This window comes from Vibrio sp. FE10 (assembly GCF_030297155.1).
Classification (GTDB): domain Bacteria; phylum Pseudomonadota; class Gammaproteobacteria; order Enterobacterales; family Vibrionaceae; genus Vibrio; species Vibrio apostichopi.
On sequence record NZ_AP028067.1, the window covers coordinates 2,707,718 to 2,725,362 of the forward strand.

The 17,645-nt window shown below is 43.5% G+C and carries 13 protein-coding genes and 1 tRNA gene; 6 read left to right on the top strand and 8 right to left on the bottom strand.

Going from position 1 to position 17,645, the window contains the following annotated elements; translation table 11 throughout:
• Positions 1-56 precede the first annotated feature (56 nt).
• Entirely contained in the window at positions 57-2,762 is a 2,706-nt protein-coding gene (gene adhE / locus QUF19_RS12030) for a bifunctional acetaldehyde-CoA/alcohol dehydrogenase (protein ID WP_102433958.1), read from the bottom strand.
• Positions 2,763-3,402: 640 nt separating this feature from the next.
• Here adhE and QUF19_RS12035 point away from each other — a divergent pair.
• Entirely contained in the window at positions 3,403-4,041 is a 639-nt protein-coding gene (locus tag QUF19_RS12035) for a YchE family NAAT transporter (protein ID WP_017105553.1), read from the top strand.
• A 146-nt stretch (positions 4,042-4,187) separates the two neighbouring features.
• Positions 4,188-5,033: an ion transporter gene (locus QUF19_RS12040; RefSeq protein WP_286294044.1), complete on the top strand. Its 846-nt coding sequence runs from the start codon at positions 4,188-4,190 to the stop codon at positions 5,031-5,033.
• A gap of 62 nt (positions 5,034-5,095) precedes the next feature.
• On the opposite strand, the gene QUF19_RS12045 is transcribed toward QUF19_RS12040, so the two are convergent.
• Together QUF19_RS12045 and asd are read right to left on the bottom strand one after the other, a co-directional pair.
• The gene (locus QUF19_RS12045) at positions 5,096-5,653 is read right to left on the bottom strand and encodes a prepilin-type N-terminal cleavage/methylation domain-containing protein (RefSeq protein ID WP_286294047.1); all 558 of its coding nucleotides are present in this window, start codon (positions 5,651-5,653) and stop codon (positions 5,096-5,098) included.
• 121 nt (positions 5,654-5,774) lie between these two features.
• On the bottom strand, positions 5,775-6,893 hold the full coding sequence (gene asd, locus QUF19_RS12050) for an aspartate-semialdehyde dehydrogenase (RefSeq protein WP_017107353.1): 1,119 nt from the start codon (positions 6,891-6,893) through the stop codon (positions 5,775-5,777).
• Between the two features lie 509 nt (positions 6,894-7,402).
• Here asd and nhaC point away from each other — a divergent pair.
• The gene (gene nhaC, locus QUF19_RS12055; RefSeq protein ID WP_017107354.1) at positions 7,403-8,839 is read left to right on the top strand and encodes a Na+/H+ antiporter NhaC; all 1,437 of its coding nucleotides are present in this window, start codon (positions 7,403-7,405) and stop codon (positions 8,837-8,839) included.
• An 89-nt stretch (positions 8,840-8,928) separates the two neighbouring features.
• On the opposite strand, the gene QUF19_RS12060 is transcribed toward nhaC, so the two are convergent.
• From QUF19_RS12060 to yejK, 3 genes are all read right to left on the bottom strand, one after another.
• A complete protein-coding gene (locus QUF19_RS12060; protein WP_286294055.1) occupies positions 8,929-10,107 on the bottom strand; it encodes a chemotaxis protein in 1,179 nt (392 codons plus the stop codon).
• A 75-nt stretch (positions 10,108-10,182) separates the two neighbouring features.
• On the bottom strand, positions 10,183-11,583 hold the full coding sequence (locus QUF19_RS12065) for an Hpt domain-containing protein (protein WP_286294057.1): 1,401 nt from the start codon (positions 11,581-11,583) through the stop codon (positions 10,183-10,185).
• Positions 11,584-11,688: 105 nt separating this feature from the next.
• On the bottom strand, positions 11,689-12,693 hold the full coding sequence (gene yejK / locus QUF19_RS12070) for a nucleoid-associated protein YejK (protein WP_017111125.1): 1,005 nt from the start codon (positions 12,691-12,693) through the stop codon (positions 11,689-11,691).
• An 84-nt stretch (positions 12,694-12,777) separates the two neighbouring features.
• Here yejK and QUF19_RS12075 point away from each other — a divergent pair, with 84 nt between their 5' ends.
• The 3 genes from QUF19_RS12075 (at position 12,778) to QUF19_RS12085 (ending at position 15,071) form a co-directional block, all read left to right on the top strand.
• Positions 12,778-13,005 carry a YejL family protein gene (locus tag QUF19_RS12075; RefSeq protein ID WP_102433952.1) on the top strand — a complete coding sequence of 76 codons (228 nt, stop codon included), beginning with the start codon at positions 12,778-12,780 and terminating at the stop codon, positions 13,003-13,005.
• Positions 13,006-13,033: 28 nt separating this feature from the next.
• Complete coding sequence (locus tag QUF19_RS12080) at positions 13,034-14,842, top strand: DUF3413 domain-containing protein (RefSeq protein ID WP_286294064.1); 1,809 nt, start codon at positions 13,034-13,036, stop codon at positions 14,840-14,842.
• Positions 14,843-14,980: 138 nt separating this feature from the next.
• Positions 14,981-15,071: transfer RNA gene (locus QUF19_RS12085), tRNA-Ser, on the top strand.
• A gap of 689 nt (positions 15,072-15,760) precedes the next feature.
• Here the strand turns inward: QUF19_RS12085 and QUF19_RS12090 are convergent.
• Both QUF19_RS12090 and QUF19_RS12095 read right to left on the bottom strand, forming a co-directional pair.
• Positions 15,761-16,945 (bottom strand): NnrS family protein, encoded by a 1,185-nt coding sequence (locus QUF19_RS12090; RefSeq protein WP_353505915.1) that lies wholly within the window; start codon positions 16,943-16,945, stop codon positions 15,761-15,763.
• Between the two features lie 28 nt (positions 16,946-16,973).
• Entirely contained in the window at positions 16,974-17,417 is a 444-nt protein-coding gene (locus tag QUF19_RS12095; RefSeq protein WP_286294068.1) for an RrF2 family transcriptional regulator, read from the bottom strand.
• Between the last annotated feature and the right edge of the window lie 228 nt (positions 17,418-17,645).

Here is a 17,645-nt window from a genome sequence, read left to right on the forward strand (position 1 = left end):
CCGATTAGATAAGGTTCGTGCTAGCGAAAACTTATCTCAAAACTAATGCTTACTTATTATGCGTTAGCTTTTTCTTTTTTAGCTTTTGGTGCTTTCGCATCAGCTGGCTTTTGGTCAGCTTTCTTAAGGATAACTGTTGTACCTTCGAAAGTTTCACCTTCAACGTAAGGAGTACCGAAGTACGACGTTGTTAGAACTTCTTTTAGCTCAGTGATTAGAGGGTAACGTGGGTTAGCACCTGTACACTGGTCATCGAACGCTTCAACCGCTAGCTCGTCTAGTTTCGCAACGAAGTCAGACTCATTAACACCCGCAGCTTGGATAGACAGTGGGATGTCTAGGTCAACTTTAAGCTCTTCTAACCAAGTCAGTAGACGTTCAATCTTCTGAGCAGTACGGTCACCAGCTTGGCTTAGGCCTAGGTGGTCAGCAACTTCAGCGTAACGACGACGTGCTTGTGGACGGTCGTACTGAGAGAATGCAGTTTGCTTAGTTGGGTTATCGTTCGCGTTGTAACGTACAACGTTTGAGATAAGCAGCGCGTTAGCAAGGCCGTGTGGTAGGTGGAACTCAGCACCAATTTTGTGAGCCATTGAGTGACACACACCTAGGAATGCGTTCGCAAATGCTACACCAGCGATAGTTGCCGCGTTGTGTACTTTTTCACGAGCGATTGGGTCTGCTGCACCGTTTTTGTAGCTTGATGGTAGGTACTCTTTAAGCATCTTAAGAGCTTGTAGAGCTTGGCCATCTGAGTATTCGTTCGCTAGAACAGACACGTAAGCTTCAAGAGCGTGAGTTACTGCATCGTAACCACCGAACGCTGTTAGAGACTTAGGCATGTTCATTACTAAGTTCGCATCAACGATAGCCATGTTTGGCGTGATTTCGTAGTCAGCTAGTGGGTACTTAGCACCAGTCTTGTCGTCTGTAACAACAGCGAATGGAGTAACCTCTGAACCTGTACCTGAAGTTGTAGTAATACATACAAGCTCAGCTTTTTGACCCATTTTAGGGAACTTGTAGATACGTTTACGGATATCCATAAAGCGCATTGCTAGTTCTTCGAAGTGAGTATCTGGGTGCTCGTACATAACCCACATGATCTTAGCAGCATCCATTGGAGAACCGCCACCTAGAGCAAGGATTACGTCAGGTTGGAAGCTCTTCATTGCTTCAGCGCCTTTCTCAACAACAGATAGTGTTGGATCCGCTTCTACATCGAAGAATGTTTGAACTTCAATACCTTGTGCTTTAAGCAGGCTAACTACGTCATCAGCGTAACCGTTGTTGAATAGGAAACGGTCAGTTACTAGGAATGCGCGTTTCTTACCTTCTAGGTCGCCAAGAGCGATTGGAAGGCTACCACGACGGAAGTAGATAGACTTAGGTAGTTTGTGCCACAACATATTTTCAGCTCGCTTCGCTACAGTTTTCTTGTTGATAAGGTGCTTAGGACCTACGTTCTCAGAGATAGAGTTACCACCCCAAGAGCCACAACCAAGAGTTAGAGACGGTGCAACGTTGAAGTTGTACAGGTCACCGATACCACCGTGAGTAGTAGGAATGTTGATTAGGATACGAGCCGTTTTCATCTTGTCACCGAAGTAACGGATGCGGTCTGCGTTGATATCTTGGTTAGTGTAAAGACCAGACGTGTGACCGATACCACCAATTTCAACCATTGTTACTGCTTGAGCAACTGCGTTCTCGAAAGAAGACGCACGGAACATACCTAGAGTTGGAGACAGTTTCTCATGAGCGAATTCATCGTCGTAAGATACTTCGCCAAGGCCTTCACCAACAAGAATCTTAGTATCAGCTGGAACTTTAACACCCGCCATTTCAGCGATTGCAGTTGCAGGTTGACCAACGATTTTTGCGTTTAGGTTGCCGTCGATAAGTAGAACTTTACGAACTTTATCAGCGTCTGCTTTGCTTAGTACGTGACCTTTGTGAGATGCGAAACGCTCTTTCACTTCGTCGTATACTTCGTCCATTACGATTACAGCTTGCTCAGAAGCACATACTACGCCGTTATCGAATGTTTTAGACATAAGGATAGATGCTACAGCACGTTTAACGTCTGCTGTGTCATCGATAACTACAGGAACGTTACCAGCACCAACACCGATAGCAGGCTTACCTGAAGAGTATGCTGCTTTAACCATGCCTGGACCACCAGTAGCTAGGATAAGCGCGATACCGTCGTGCTTCATAAGCGCGTTAGAAAGCTCTACAGATGGTTGGTCGATCCAACCGATGATGTCTTTTGGTGCGCCCGCTTTAACAGCCGCGTCTAAAACAAGTTTAGCAGCGTCGTTAGTTGAATTCTTTGCACGTGGGTGTGGCGAGAAGATGATGCCGTTACGTGTCTTAAGAGAGATTAGAGATTTGAAGATTGCTGTAGAAGTTGGGTTCGTTGTTGGAACGATACCACAGATGATACCTACAGGCTCAGCGATAGTCATCGTGCCTAGGTTGTCATCTTCTTCTAAGATGCCACATGTTTTTTCGTCTTTGTATTTGTTGTAGATAAATTCAGATGCAAAGTGGTTTTTGATAACCTTATCTTCAACAATACCCATTCCAGATTCAGCAACTGCTTGTTGTGCTAGTGGGATACGAGCATGGTTAGCCGCAAGAGATGCTGCACGGAAGATTGCGTCAACTTTCTCTTGAGAGAATGTTGAGAACTCTTCTTGTGCTGCTTTAACGCGTGCTACCAGAGCATCTAGTTCAGCTAAGTTAGTTACAGGCATGGTGGATCTCCTAAAATAATAAATATTAAAAACTTTTTATTAAATTCGCTGCTTGCCTTTAACCTTAAACATCAGCGTTCTTAGTAAATTGCTTTCAGGGCTGAGTATATTATTTCACAGTGTGAAAAAAATTGACCCAGATCAGTTACCCAAAAAGAATTAACTAGAAAGTAGTAAGGCAATCGCAAAAATGAACTTAAGAGTATGATTTATATAGATTAAAATCACACTTTTCGTTCGTGCAAAAAACAAGCAAACAGACAACTTTTTTATACATAGCGTCATAAACTGTAAAAAAGTTTCATTTTTAGTCCGTTAAATTACATGTATACAGCTATATTCGTGCTACTGAGAGTATATCCATACCGTTGCAACGGGCTAGATTTAGACATAATTTTTATTAAAAGCGTGCGTAGGTTAACATTTGATCAAAAAATAATTACAACATGAAACACGAATAGTCGGTTCGTAACATGACGAAAGTCAGCATTTGGATTCAATTAGTTTTTCTATAAAAAAGACCCTATTTCAGGTTAGTTTTTTTCATTCGTGAAATTCAGATTTGTCACTTACATTACGCGCTCTGATTATAGACAGATCAACCCCTCTTCCTTAAGTACGCTATTTGGAGATCACCCACATGCAAGGTTTAGAAATCGCAATTTTTATGCAATTCTTCCTTGGGCTTGTTGCTGCCGTAAACCCTATCGGCATCATGCCTGTTTTTGTTTCTCTTACGGCTCATATGCCGCCAGAAGAGAGGAACAGGACCGCATTACAAGCCAACATTGCTGTTGCCGTTATATTGATTGTTTCTTTAGTTGCAGGACAATTGCTTCTCGACATGTTTAGCATTTCGCTAGATTCATTTCGTGTAGCCGGTGGATTGCTATTACTGAGCATCGCGTTTTCGATGATGAGCGGTAAACTCGGTGAAGATAAGCAGAACAAGCAAGAGAAATCTGAGTACGTTAGTAAAGAACAAATCGGTGTTGTTCCTTTGGCGATGCCATTAATGGCAGGCCCGGGTGCCATTAGTTCAACGATTGTCTACGGCTCTCGTTATCCAGCCGCAATCGACACGGTAGGCATTGGCATTAGTATCATTGCTTTCGCAACCTGCTCTTGGCTTCTGTTCCGTTCAGCGCCGGTTATCGTGCGCTTTCTAGGTCAAACTGGGATCAACGTTATCACGCGTATCATGGGGTTGATTCTTGGCGCTCTGGGCATCGAGTTTATCGCCAACGGCTTACGTAACCTATTCCCAGGATTAGCATAGCGCTAAACCGGATTCTGGCGATTCAAAGCCAGCCTGCACGACATTATCGACGAGGCAAGTAAAGCAAATTGGCTTTCACTCGCCTCGTTATTGTGAAGCTTGTATAATGACTGTTAATACATTTAACAGAAGATGAATCTCTCCTTATGTCAGGCAAGCCACTTAAGCATCACTTGTACGTCATTATCTTTGGTACCCATACTCCAGCTGGTCGTGCATTTGATATATCACTGATCGTTGCAATCTTGGCTTCGCTGTTGGTACTTATTCTAGAGTCCATCCCAAATGTCATGACCGAATGGTCACAACAGTTGCGTTATATCGAATACACTTTTACAGCCCTCTTCACTCTCGAGTATTTGTTGAGACTCTATTGCTCTCCAAAACCAAAATCCTATGCCACCAGCTTTTATGGTGTTGTTGATCTATTAGCGATTCTTCCGACCTACCTTGCGATCATCTTCCCCGGCGCTTCGTTTATGGGTGTGGTGAGACTGCTTCGTGTCATGCGTATCTTCCGCATCCTAAAATTGGTTCGCTACTTACAAGATTCCAATATTTTGCTGCGTTCACTATTAATGGCACGACGCAAGATCCTCATCTTCTTCAGCACAGTGGGTATCTTAGTCGTTATCTTTGGCGCTCTGATCTTTGTTATTGAAGGGCCAGAAAACGGCTTCACCAGTATTCCCCACAGTATTTATTGGGCAATCGTGACCATCACAACGGTTGGCTACGGTGACATGATCCCTCAGACCGCGTTAGGTAAAGCGATCGCTTCGCTTACCATGCTCTTGGGTTACTCCATCTTAGCGGTGCCGACTGGAATTATTACCGCAGAGCTGAGCAATGAGATGACCTCTCACAAAGAGTTGGTTAAGTGCCCTAACTGCAACCGCGCTGGCCATGATTCGGATGCAATGTATTGCAAGCACTGTGCGAGTGAACTGGCCGATCCAGATAAGCGTGTAGTCACCGACGAAACAGAATAAAAACCAAAAAAAAGAGCTCCTAAAGAGCTCTTTTTAATTTACGAATCGTAAATATGAAGAAATTAGCAACCGCTGGTTTCTGTCACTACTTTTGTCTCAGCACCACTACTGTCTGCAAAAGCATGTATTTCATAACGTGCGTAACACTGCGTTGCTTCTATTTCTGCTGTCGTTGGGTAAGGGAAATGAGTCTTCGCTTCTACAAGTTCTGACAAGGTGTAAATCATGTAGACAGGAACGGTATATCCTGGACTGTAATTATCGTAGGTTGCCCAAACAAATTCAGTGCCATCGGACATATTATATGCCGCATCTAAATCTATAAAGAGAGGCATCCCCTTGGGTTTTACTGCAGGAAACCCATAATGATACTGTCTACCGCTTTCATCTTCGGTTGCTTTATCAGCCCACTGATCGTGTTCAAACCCCGCAAGAATACCCTTTCCGTGACCAATTTCTGATGCATTACTCAGAGCAGCCGCAACACCCTCTATAACCGAAGCTCTAGCATCATGTTGTATGTTTAAAAACTTTGGCGCTGCGACAACCGCTAAAACACCAAGAATGACGATAACAACAACTAACTCAATAAGAGTAAAGCCTTTTTTGGTTGCTTTCATTTTATGACTCCAAACTTAATCCACACTAAAGGTAAGGTTTAAATGTCAGAGTTTTGTTATATGAAACAAAAAAAAGCGCCCTGAGGCGCTTCTTCATTAATTATTCTCAAAAATGAGGCAGTTACGCTTTCTCAGCTAAGATAATGCGTAATGTACGACGTAGTGGTTCTGCAGCACCCCAAAGTAATTGGTCACCAACAGTAAACGCGTTTAGGAAGTCGTTACCCATAGACATCTTACGTAGACGACCTACTGGTACAGACATCGTGCCTGTTACTTTCGCTGGAGTCAGCTCTTGAGCAGTAATGTCACGGTCATTAGGAACCACTTTAACCCAATCATTGTGAGTCGCGATGATCTCTTCGATTTCGTCCATTGGAACGTCTTGCTTAAGCTTAATCGTTAGTGCTTGAGCGTGACAACGCATTGCACCGATTCGAACACAAGTTCCATCAATAGGAATTGGCTGACCATCTAGGCCGAGAATCTTGTTCGCTTCAACACCCGCTTTCCACTCTTCTTTGCTTTGACCGTTTTCACGCTTCACATCGATCCAAGGAATCAGTGAACCTGCAAGAGGAGCGCCGAACTGGTCAGTTGGGAATGATGAAGAACGGATCGTGTCAGCAACTTTCTTATCGATATCAAGAATAGAGCTTGCTGGGTTCGCTAGCTCTGAGCTAACGCTGTCGTTGATAACACCCATTTGAGAGATAAGTTCACGCATGTTCTTAGCACCCGCACCAGAGGCTGCTTGGTAAGTCATAGCACTCATCCACTCAATCATGCCTTTTTCATATAGGCCACCCAATGCCATTAGCATCAAGCTCACCGTACAGTTACCACCAACGAAAGTATTGGTGCCACCGTGGATGCCTTGCTGAATCTGAGCCAAGTTAACCGGATCTAATGTGATGATGGAGTCAGCATCCATTCTTAGCGTAGAAGCTGCATCAATCCAGTAACCTTTCCAACCTGCTTGACGCAGTGCTGGGTAAACTTTTGAAGTGTAATCGCCACCTTGACAGGTAATAACGGCATCAAGTTGTTTTAGGCTATCAATATCAAAGGCATCTTGAAGCAGACCCGCCTCTTTGCCACCTAAAACAGGGGCAGGGATACCAATTTGAGATGTGCTGTAATAAACAGGCTCAATCAGGTCGAAGTCTTTTTCTTCAACCATACGTTGCATCAGTACAGAACCAACCATACCGCGCCAACCAACTAGACCTACTCTCATCTCTCACTCTCCATGTATAAATTAAAAATTGCTCTCCCCCATCTATAAGTTTTTCAGAAACAGAACTCAAGTGCTTTTTAGCAAAAAGTGTAACTTTTTCGTTTCTTTTAAGTGAACGCGATGAATAGTGCAGTTATCTATGAATCGCATTCGTCGCCTTTACCACTGATAAAGCACGCAATATGGTTAGCATCAAAGGTTTGGCCAATAAAAACGCTCTATTTTCCATCCTGATAGAACCAAGCGACAACAGCAATTACCACTATTTAACAATGGTTAATCAGAATAATATTTTACACAACGAAAACAACGTGCGACAAAAATCAACATGTAACAATCATGAATGTAACAAAAATTCAGACAATGCAACCACGACACATTGACTTAATAGTCAAATATCACAACTTATGTGTATTTTTTCGATATAATAATCTAATTACTGTAGTGTCCACGTCGTACCCCAAACTATAACGAAGCACTATAAATGCTCGAAATAACAAGAGGCTTATATGAAGCAGAGTAAAACTCGCCTACCGAACCTATTGCAGGTAATCATCGCGTTAGGACTATTTCTATCCCTTGCTTTTTCCTTTACAGCAAAGCTTGATCTTCCAATCCAACTTGCCTTGTACATTGGCTGGTTCATTATCATGGTGCTAGGTATTCGCCTTGGCCACGAATACAAAGACTTAGAAAAAGCAGCACTCAAAGGAATATCTAATGGCTTAGGTGCAGTTTTAATACTTTTAGCGGTTGGCGCTCTTGTTGGTACGTGGATCTCGGGCGGTATTGTACCCACTATCATTTACTACGGTCTGAAAGCTATCCACCCTTCTATCTTCCTTTTAGCTACCATGATCATCTGTTCTCTAACCGCTCTGGCAACAGGCACCTCTTGGGGAGCTGCTGGTACTGCCGGTATTGCGATGATGGGTATTGGTCAAGGCCTAGGTGTTCCAGCACCAATCACCGCTGGTGCTGTACTTTCGGGCTGTTACTTCGGTGACAAGATGTCTCCACTTTCTGATTCAGTGATTCTGGCTTCTTCAATGTCTGGTGTTGAAGTGGTTGAACACATCAAGGGCATGCTTCCAGTTGCGTTAATCAGCTACGTGATTACTGGCATCATGTTTACTGCGTTTGGTTTCCACTACGCGGGCAACGTTGACATGAGCCAAGTTGACTCTGTAATCAAAGCAATGGAAGTTCAGTTCTACATCACGCCTTACTCATTCGTTCCTGTATTGATCGTGCTTGGCCTATTGGCTTTCCGCATGCCGTCATTCCCAGTGATCAGTTTTGGTTCTCTGTTAGGTATTATCTGGGCAGTGATGATCCAAGAGATCGACTTCCTGACTGCATTTAACACAGCATGGGCACCGTTCTCTATCTCATCTGGCGTGGAGTTCATTGATTCGATTCTTAACCGTGGCGGCATGTCTTCAATGCTTGGTTCGGTTGCAGTTATCGTGTTTGGTTTAGGTTTCGGTGGCTTGCTGGATAAAGTAGGTGTGCTAGAGACGATTGCTAAAGTGTTTGAGCGCCGCGTAAACAGCGCAGGTTCACTAGCGACTAGCACCATTGGTACAGCTTTCATGGGTAACGTGTTTGGTTCAGCAATGTACGTATCGCTCATCCTTACACCAAAAATCTGTGCGAAGAACTACGACCGCTTAGGCTACAAACGTAAGAACCTTTCTCGTAACGCAGAGTTCGGCGGCACGTTAACGTCAGGTATGGTTCCTTGGAGTGATAACGGTATCTACATGGCGAGTATTCTGGGCGTTGCTACCCTGTCTTACGCACCGTTCATGTGGTTAAGCTTCATCTGTATCATCGTGACTATCGTGACATCTTACATGGGTTGGTTCGTTGATAAGTGCGAACCGACAGCGCCTGCGTTTGAAGCAGAAGAAGCGACAGAGTTAAGTAAGCAGCAAGCGTAAGTCATTAAACGTTAATGATTTAAATACAAAAAGAGCGCCCTAGAGCGCTCTTTTTTGATCTACTTAGTTACTGAAAATCACTCATTTACTTATTTGTTGGCAGTTCGTTTACCCAGCCAGTAACCGATGCCTAACGGTGCAAAGAATACTACCAAGATAAAGAGAATGAAGTAGATAATCACACTTTTGATTAACTCCATCAGCTTATCAATCGCAAGCACGACCACTTCTTGAGAAACACGGTCGAGATCTTGAGTGAACAACTCTCTTTCTGAAGTCACAATACCTGCAATCTCGATGCGCTCTTTCTCAATCATCTGTACTAGCGCTTCTCTCTCACGCGTCACCATTTTTTCCAATGCCACACGTTCATCGCTAAGCATCGCTAATTTTTGGTCTGTCTTATCGCTGAGGTCGTTTAGCAATGGCTGCATTTCTGTCGACATAATAGAAGCTAGCGTTTGCATGTACTCAGGATTGTTTTCGATGAAATCCTGCATGCTTGCTGATGTTTGACGAAGGCTTTCCAGCGTCATCGACAAGTCTTCACCCGTTAAAGAGCTGTTCAGAGCAACCAACTCGGCCTTCCACGTCATCAGTTTCGGCGTTTGGTCAGCCATTACGCTTAAACGGTCTGATGCATCACTCATCGCCTCAGGCATGGTTCCTAAGTTTTGCACGATTTGAGATTCGTCTTTACCTAAGTAAGCTAACCAATCGCGATAAGCTGGCGTACTTCTGAATGTGAGATCTTTAAATGGATGGCTAGCGGCAAACTCTGCGACGAACGCTTGGCTTTTCTTAAAATCACCAGAACTCAATACGCCTTTTGCCAATTTTTCTACTTCTTGAGTAAGGTCGTGAGCGGTTTCTACTGCATGATCAGTTATGAATAGGTCAGCACCGTCGCCTTGTGTAAAAAACTGGTCCATTTGAGCGGTAAACACCCACGAATCAATTAACGCAGACATTGGAGATGTTTGGTAAGCCGCTTGCTGAAGTCCTTGCTCTGCGTGGATCTTCCAAAGCAGTACATAAGATTGATGTAGGGTATCGTCGGCAGGATAAGATTGAGCGATGAAATCAGCCGAATCCTCTACGCGAGTAAAGAAAATCTTAGCGTATTCACGCGTCATAATCCGAGCATTGAGCTCTTGTTGAGTCAGTGGTGTTGTTTGGCTATCTAACTTAACTTCTAAGAGAGAACAACCACTTAGAACAATGCTAAGTACCCACACCATCAAACACTTACTAGAAACACGCAACATATACACCTCTGACAAAGACTAATGGCGCGGATTGTATGAGCACTTCGTCAGAGTATTGTCAAAACTCTCGCAAAATTAGTGCGATTGATCTAAATACGCCATGGCAGAGTCGACTGAAGCCTGGATCGCCAATTCTAACTCCTCAAGATCGTACTCACTGATCGCGCGAGATTGCTTCATTGTCATCTCAATACTGGCGGCAATAATCGCCAATCTCGATGCTTTGATACTTCCGGCAACGCCTTTCAAGCTATGTACGATTCGAGCTGCAGACGTCTCATCTTTTGTCAGTAAAGATTTGAATTTTGTATAATCTTCGGCATGGTCTTGCACAAACACGCCCAACAATAAGCTCACAGATTCAGCGTCACCGTCCAGAGTCTCTAACATCTCTTCAATATCAATAGCAGGCTTTGAATCCGTCACACTTGCGATGTGTTTCTCTGCCAAATGAGCCTCTGACTCTTGATGGCTTGTTGATACCGTTTGAGGTTCATTCACTGAGTGCTGAATCGACTGCGCCCTTTCTGGTGCTGCGGCGACATGGTTAGCCTGTTTTACATCAGAGAACGTGTCCTTTGAATCAGTCGTTTCTACTTGGTTCGCCGTGGCGTTCGAACTGCTCGCTGGTTTTCCTAAATTGGTCTCAAGTTCATGGCCCGAATCACTTTCAGCTTGTGATGTGCTCTTTTTGAAACCAACTCCCCATAAAATCAGTGCGATCATCGCGAGTAAACTTAAACCCAAGGCTACGAGCAGTAGGTTGAACTGACTCTTATGGAATTGAGCTTCAAGCTTGATGATCTGCTCATTGACTGAGTTTTTCTTAATCTTATCAACCAAATAGTTAAGCTGAGCGTAATCACCCAATAACGCAGAAGCATCAGCAAGTAACTGCTGCATGGCTTCTTGCTCTTTGGTTTTTAACGAATAAGAACGCTTAAGAATCGAGTCGAAAGAGCGATACGTCGCCGATGAGCTTTGGTTATCGGAGTACATGGCTTCAAATACCACAACGCCAAATTCGTTTAATAGAGGCTTTAACTTAGATGAAGTCTTACTGTCAGCACGCAATGCCTTGATGTTATCGACACTCGCTTGTACTTGGCTTTCTATCGGGATGAACTCATCGAACTTTTCTAAAAATTGGTCTGCGACATACAGCAGTTGATTGACGTCAGGGCGGAAAAACGCATGCTCAAAATCCGATTCAATCTGTAATCGAATCGAATACACCAACTGTGCATCAAGGGCTAAGTCATTAATACGAGAGACTCGGAGCGGTTCAGAGAAGTAAAGCGACTGCCTTAACTCAGTAACACGAATACCAAGTTCTTCTATTTGAGCAAGGGAATTATTGTAAGAACGGCTGAGCTGAAGAATGGCCAACGAAGGAAGTAGCCATAGAGCCAGAAGTACAACCAAGAAAGTTGCAGGCTTTTTAAAGCGATGGGGCGTTGCCACTGATTGTTCCATCTATATTCCTTGTGCGTGTTAACTTGAAGCCATGACCGTAGCTAAAAGATTAAGCACAAAATAAGCGACAACATCCTGCTGTCGCTTTTATCCGTTAACTTCGGACTACGACTTATTGCGAGTCAGTTGGTCACGTAAGTTCGGTGGTGTGCCTTTAATCGTTAGCGTGTCTGTCTCCGGATCGTAAAAGATACGTTCGCCTAGAAGCAGACTATCAAAACTAACATTCAAACCGCCACCAGCACCAACAAATTTTGTTAGTTTACGCATAGTTGCGCGATCAGCTGGGAAGCTATCTTCTAACTCATAACCTTGTTCACTAGTATAGTCAAAGAAGCTAGTGCCATCTGTGCTTGCTGGTAATTCACCAGACAGCTCACGAACTTGAACTTCATCGCCCGCTTTTAGCTGTTCGTTACAGTAATCTGCAACCTGCTTTTTATAGCTGATCGCTTCTTCTTTTTCTAACTTAGAGTCAGAAACGAAATCTTCTACCGCTTGCATCAGTACTTGGTTTTGCTGCTTAGCATCTAAGCCAACTTCTGCTTGAAGGAAATCTAAGAAGAAATCTGCGACTTTACGGCCAACACGTCCTTTAATGTAAGTAAGGTAACGGTTTGACTCTTTGTCTGTGTCGTATGTTGAAAGATCAAGGCGCGCAACAATATCCATCTTAGAGATATCAAGGTAATCAGTCGCGCTGATGTCTAGCCCTTCAGTCACTTTCAAACTTTGGTTCGAAGGCAGTAAACCAATGAAAAGGTAGTCTGTCGCCAGTGATTGATATTCAGCAAGCACCAAAGTGCCTTCATCAGCAAAAGGATACTTTGAAAGCTCATCTTTTAGACGTAGCGCACTTTTTTGAGAGAAATCATAAAAACTTTGCTCTCCCGCTCGAAATTCATGCAACGACTGCTGGAATTCGCTGTCGGATTTGAAAGAACCAAACCCTTTACCTGCTTTTGAGTTGAACACTCGGTGAAGCTCAGCAACAAGGCTTTCAGACGAAGCATCGTTTTCTAGAGATTCAGCACGGTAGTTAACAATCAGTTCTTCCTGATCGTTCTTGCTTAACTGGTGTAAAATTACGTTGGAAAGGTGAAGGCTCATAGTGAAAATATTACCGTTCAGGTTTCAGTTGTCGTGCATAGTAGGTTATCATAAGCCGCTTTTACTATCATTATTAGAGTCCTTATGCCGATTATATCTAAATACACAGATGAACAAGTTGAAAAAATCCTAGCTGAAGTAGGTGCTGTACTAACAAAGCACAAAGCTTCACCAGAACTTTCACTGATGATCGCTGGAAATATCGCAACCAATGTCTTAAATCAGAACGTTGCTGCTTCACAACGCAAAGGAATTGCTGAAAAATTTGCCGAGGCTTTGGTTTCTTCTATTGAAGACAAACAGTCTCACTAAATTTGATTGACGGATAAAAGAATTATAAATGGTAGACAGCGCAAACTCTTATAGCGATCGTGTATCTCGACTGGTTGGTTGGGGACACTGGTTTGCATTTTTCAACATCATTGCGGCGATGTTGATAGGTACTCGTTATATTACTCAATCTGCTTGGCCAGACACCTTGCTGGGTCAATTCTATTTGGCTGCATCATGGGTCGGTCATTTTGGCTTTTTAGTATTCGCTCTCTACCTATTAGTGCTGTTTCCACTCACTTTTATTCTTCCGTCGAGGAAGTTATTACGCTTGGTTGCCGTTTGTTTCGCAACCGTAGGTTTAACTGTCCTTCTTATTGATACTCAAACGTATCAAAATATAAACCTCCACCTGACGCCTGTTGTGTGGGAGGTTTTATTCAGTGGAGAGGAATCTGCATTTACTTCTGATTTGCAGCACCTCTTTATTGTTATGCCGCTTATCTTCTTATTACAGCTCGGACTATCTGAGTGGGTTTGGCGTAAGCAGCGTAAACTGTCTCATAAACACGTTGGCCGTCCGATCACAGCCGTTTTCTTTTTGTGTTTCATCAGTAGCCACTTGACCTACATGTGGGCTGATGCGTATTTCTATAACCCAATTACCAGCCAAAAAGCGAACTTCCCACTGTCTTACCCAATGACAGCGAAAAGCTTTATGGAAAAACATGGCCTGTTAGACCGTGAAGAGTATCTACAGCGTTTAGAAGCGAACAAAGAGAACGTAAATTTAGTTAGCTACCCGCTAGAAAAAATTCAATACAACCGCCGCAGTGATGATCTTAATATCCTGATGGTGAGTGTAAATAACCTTCGCTCTGATGCACTTAATGCCACTGCGATGCCAAACAGCTACGCGTACTCACAGCAAGCGATCAACTTCACCAATCACTACAGTTCAAGTAACGACATGTTTGGTATCTTCGGTTTGTTCTATGGCCTCCCGAGCAGCTACGCAAGCAGCATCGAAGCTCAAGGCTCGAGTGCAGTACTGTTGGACGTTTTAGATAATCACAATTATAAGTTTGCGGCTTTCAGTGGCGACAACTTTGACGATGCACTTTACTCGGAAATCATCTTCCGAGGCCGTGATGTTATGCCAGAGCAAGCAACTTATGATGACAAAAGCGCGATACAAGCTTGGTCTAACTGGATTCAATCACCACAAGCTAAACGTCCTTGGTTTAACTTCATTGAACTGACCACGCTGGATAACTTCTCTAACTACGATTCAAGTTCAGAGTCAGACTCTACGTTGACCACGGCAGAACGCTTTGCTGCAGACTACCAAAAGTCAGCTCAAGCGGCCGATACTCAGCTTGCAACTATTTACGCAGAATTAGAACGTCTCGACCTTAAAGACAACACTGTGGTTATCATCACGTCGAACCATGGTACTGAATTTAACGAAACCAAGACCAACAGTTGGGGCGCAAACTCCAACTACAGTCGCTACCAACTGCAGGTGCCTTTGTTCATCAGCTGGCCTGGTAAGTCTGCTTCTGAATACACGCATCGCTCGAGTCATTTAGATGTGTCCGTAACATTGATGCAAGAGCTGCTTGGTGTTTCTTCAAATCCAACAGATTTCAGTAGCGGTCGCAGCCTGTTTGATGAACGTAAGAGAAAGTGGATCCTAGCGGGCGACTCTCGTGAACTGGCTCTTGTGACTGCTCAGCAAACAACGGTGTTAGATAAGTTTGGCAACTACAAACTGTATGACCAGAACTACAAACGCCTAAAAGATGTAAGCCCTCGCTTACCAGTATTAATGCAAGGCTTAACAGAGCTGCAGCGTTTCTACACAAAAAATGACTAACTAGTCACCATACAAAGAAGGGAAGCATGCAGCTTCCCTTTTTTATTGCCACTAATGACTAGAAAACAAGCAACCAAACAAGATTATGATAATTAAGGGTTTACAAGGCACTCTCCCCCTTATATTATTCACGCCACTGGAGGGATGGCTGAGTGGTCGAAAGCACCGGTCTTGAAAACCGGCAACCGTTAATAGCGGTTCTAGGGTTCAAATCCCTATCCCTCCACCACATTAAAGAAAGCCGTTGAGAAATCAGCGGCTTTTTTGCATCTGACGTACAATCAATCGCACCTAAGATCTCATCTTTCACAATCCTTAGTGACCAGCCTTCGCTTACTTGATTGGTATCTGTTCCTACAACCAAACCTGTTCCTCACGACACATCTGAACACTTCAAAGCGCTGTTACTGCTCTATTGCTGTTTGACTATCGCCAATCCTATTGAATACATACTCCCCCGCGTTTCAGTCACCAATACAAATGTTAAACCACACTTACCTACATGCACGTTCATTGAATGTGATTGGCGAGCGATACATGCCATTTGGGTAAAGTCATTAACTGGAGGGGCAAGCTGAATTGAAGAGTCAAATTTGGTTTTTTCTCAGACTCTCTCTATGAATCCATAAAAATAAAAAATCCAGAGGCTTCATCGAAATCTCTGGATTTTCAAATTTGGCTTGAGCGCTGCTTGAATTAAGCGTTTTCTTGCTTAGTCTCTTGCTGCTCTGCTTGTTTCTTTTGCTCAGCTTCATTTGCTTGTTCTTCGTGGTTTGAACCACCACATCCGCCACAACAGCTCATAATCATGCTCTCTTTGGTTGTATTTAAGTAACTCAGTAAGGTCATAATATTAAAGATGCATTTTAAATGCAACTTTAATATTGATCGAATTTCCCACTTGTTATCATGGAGTATTTAAGCTTTTGGTTTTATTAGAATTGGTAAGTACAACACAACGAAACAACTGTATGCAGCTACCCACAGAGCACTGGATAAGGTAATGATATAGACAATATTATGGGTAAAGTACCCGCCAAACACTCGCACAATAAAGGCAAAGACAATGGCGATTAACGCCGCGGTCATTATTTTGCCAATCGCGATAGTTCGACCGGTGTGTCCTAGCGACACACGTGAGATCATTGATAAGATCATCACTCCCATGCCACCCACGGTTAGCGCATGAATCGCTTGTGATTGCGTGACCAATGGCGAAATGATCGAAACGCCAAATAGAATAAGCCCTAACGAAATTGCCCAATAGCTTAAATGTAAAGTCCACACGAGGGGTGTCTTGAATGCTACCCATATCTTCCACCTTACCGCCCTAAACGCGTTTGCCAAGCCACTGACAATAAACACGGTAGCAACGATGCCTTGTGCAACGGGAAGTATCTGAAAGCTCAACACAACAGCGAGAATCGTGCTGACTATGCTCAGTTTTTCAAGCCATGGTAATGCAGGAGTTCGTGGTGTCTGTGTGCCATTAGCGGTAAACATAGGAAAGACTCGCCCACCCATAATGCACATGACTAGGGTCACCAACAGCACCATGCCTGTACTCGCTTGTGAAATTAAGACCGGCTGCTGAAATAGAACGCCATAGTGCATTGCGGCATTGGCAAAAGTCATTAGCAACAAAATGGGAACGAACAACAGGTTTCGCCAAAGTTTCACACTGGCAATATTGTGAGCAAGAGAAATCATAGCGATAGGCAAAAACAGTAAATCAATTCCAGCCACCAACCAAGGGCTTAACACATCCGGCAAGAACATCGCTACTCTCGCGCAAAGCCAGATAGCCAGAAGTAACATTAGCCCTCGTCCGTTAATGCTGCGGACACCTGTCCAGTTTTGTACTGCCGTCAGTAAAAAGCCCACCACGACAGTGGCTGCAAAGCCAAATAACATTTCATGAATGTGCCACCACATTGCCCCGCCATAAACATTCAGGGTTGCGCTGCCATTCCAAAACGCGGCCCACCCGACTAACGCTGCAATACTAAAAAGTGATGCAAACAAGAAAAACGGTCGAAACGCGAGTTCAAAAAATGCTGTCATTGAGACGCCTTTATTGGGGTTTGCATTCAAATCTTTCATCATCATAAACCTAGTGAGTTAACCAAAATTAAATAACTTCAACCGCCAAGATTTGTCCTAGCATGTAGCTGTGCTCTTCGCCTAAGAGATCTTGTAAGCTATAAGCGTCTAAGCTTTTGTAAAAACACTCTTGAGCTTCAGCAAAGATAGTTTTCAATTGGCAATTTGGTGTAATGACACAGCGGTTATCCTCGCCAAAGCATTCAACTAAGTTACGCTTATCTTCTAATTCTCGAACTAACGTACCAATATTGATCTGACTTGGAGGGCAACTCAGTTTCAAGCCACCATTTTTACCGCGGGTGGCGATCAAATGACCTTTAAGGTTGAGCTGCTGAACAATCTTCATTAAATGGTTTTTAGAAATACCATAGCTGTTAGCAATGTCGCCGATGGTGCTAAGAGATTGGTTGTTGATCGCTAGATAAATCAGAACTCGCAGGGAGTAATCAGTGTAACGTGTGATATGCATAGTGGGATATTTCACTCTATAAGATGCATTAATTATGAATCTTATAGTCATTAAAGGCAAGATTAACCCTAGAGGGAGATAAGAACGACACAGCAAGAAGCTAAATCTACACCTTTGCCTGCCCCCTTAACTTCGTTTATGGCATCTCTTGTATTAGATGAATTTTCACTCTAGCAATATATAAACACACAAACTTGTTCATAAAAAAAGCAGTCAGTTCATAAGGGT

Coding starts and splice junctions, on each gene's coding strand:
- adhE (WP_102433958.1), bottom strand. CDS start 2,762: ATGCCTGTAACTAACTTAGCTGAACTAGATGCTCTGGTAGCACGCGTT.
- QUF19_RS12035 (WP_017105553.1), top strand. CDS start 3,403: ATGCAAGGTTTAGAAATCGCAATTTTTATGCAATTCTTCCTTGGGCTT.
- QUF19_RS12040 (WP_286294044.1), top strand. CDS start 4,188: ATGTCAGGCAAGCCACTTAAGCATCACTTGTACGTCATTATCTTTGGT.
- QUF19_RS12045 (WP_286294047.1), bottom strand. CDS start 5,653: ATGAAAGCAACCAAAAAAGGCTTTACTCTTATTGAGTTAGTTGTTGTT.
- asd (WP_017107353.1), bottom strand. CDS start 6,893: ATGAGAGTAGGTCTAGTTGGTTGGCGCGGTATGGTTGGTTCTGTACTG.
- nhaC (WP_017107354.1), top strand. CDS start 7,403: ATGAAGCAGAGTAAAACTCGCCTACCGAACCTATTGCAGGTAATCATC.
- QUF19_RS12060 (WP_286294055.1), bottom strand. CDS start 10,107: ATGTTGCGTGTTTCTAGTAAGTGTTTGATGGTGTGGGTACTTAGCATT.
- QUF19_RS12065 (WP_286294057.1), bottom strand. CDS start 11,583: ATGGAACAATCAGTGGCAACGCCCCATCGCTTTAAAAAGCCTGCAACT.
- yejK (WP_017111125.1), bottom strand. CDS start 12,693: ATGAGCCTTCACCTTTCCAACGTAATTTTACACCAGTTAAGCAAGAAC.
- QUF19_RS12075 (WP_102433952.1), top strand. CDS start 12,778: ATGCCGATTATATCTAAATACACAGATGAACAAGTTGAAAAAATCCTA.
- QUF19_RS12080 (WP_286294064.1), top strand. CDS start 13,034: ATGGTAGACAGCGCAAACTCTTATAGCGATCGTGTATCTCGACTGGTT.
- QUF19_RS12090 (WP_353505915.1), bottom strand. CDS start 16,945: ATGAAAGATTTGAATGCAAACCCCAATAAAGGCGTCTCAATGACAGCA.
- QUF19_RS12095 (WP_286294068.1), bottom strand. CDS start 17,417: ATGCATATCACACGTTACACTGATTACTCCCTGCGAGTTCTGATTTAT.